This window comes from Streptomyces sp. CA2R106 (assembly GCF_037034245.1).
In the GTDB taxonomy this organism is placed as follows: domain Bacteria; phylum Actinomycetota; class Actinomycetes; order Streptomycetales; family Streptomycetaceae; genus Actinacidiphila.
The window spans coordinates 1-688 of the sequence record NZ_JBAGKC010000153.1; the positions used below are offsets into that span (position 1 = coordinate 1).

The 688-nt window shown below is 69.6% G+C and carries 1 protein-coding gene; it reads left to right on the forward strand.

Going from position 1 to position 688, the window contains the following annotated elements; translation table 11 throughout:
- The coding region (locus tag WA788_RS35470; protein ID WP_335984617.1) for a polyketide synthase at positions 1-688 on the forward strand (688 nt) is incomplete at both ends.

Below are 688 nucleotides of genomic sequence, written 5' to 3' on the forward strand. Positions count from 1 at the left end.
TTGGGCCGAGGGTGCGGGTGTGCTGGTGGTGGAGCGGTTGTCGGATGCGCGGCGCAAGGGGCACAAGGTTCTTGCGGTGGTGCGGGGTTCGGCGGTGAACCAGGATGGTGCGTCGAATGGTCTGTCGGCGCCGAACGGTCCGTCGCAGCAGCGGGTGATTCGTGCGGCGTTGGCCAGTGCGCGGTTGTCGGCTGCTGATGTGGATGTGGTGGAGGCGCATGGTACGGGGACGACGTTGGGTGACCCGATCGAGGCGCAGGCGCTGCTGGCGACGTACGGGCAGGAGCGTGCCGGGGGTCGGCCCCTGTGGTTGGGCGCGGTGAAGTCGAACATCGGTCATACGCAGGCTGCTGCGGGTGTGGCGGGTGTGATCAAGATGGTGCTGGCGCTCCAGCATGAGCAACTGCCGCAGACGCTGCATGTGAACACGCCGACATCTCACGTGGACTGGTCCGCGGGTGAGGTGCGGCTGCTGGACGAGCCGGTGGCGTGGCCGGCGGGGGAGCGTCCGCGTCGGGCGGGTGTGTCGGCGTTCGGGATCAGCGGGACGAACGCGCACGTCATCGTGGAGGAGGCGCCGGCCGAGGAACCGGCCGAGGGTGACTCCGCCACGGCTGTGACGGACCCGGACGCGCTGCCCCTGCTGGACGGCGAAGCTGCCGGTTCGTGGGTGCTCTCGGCTCGTTCG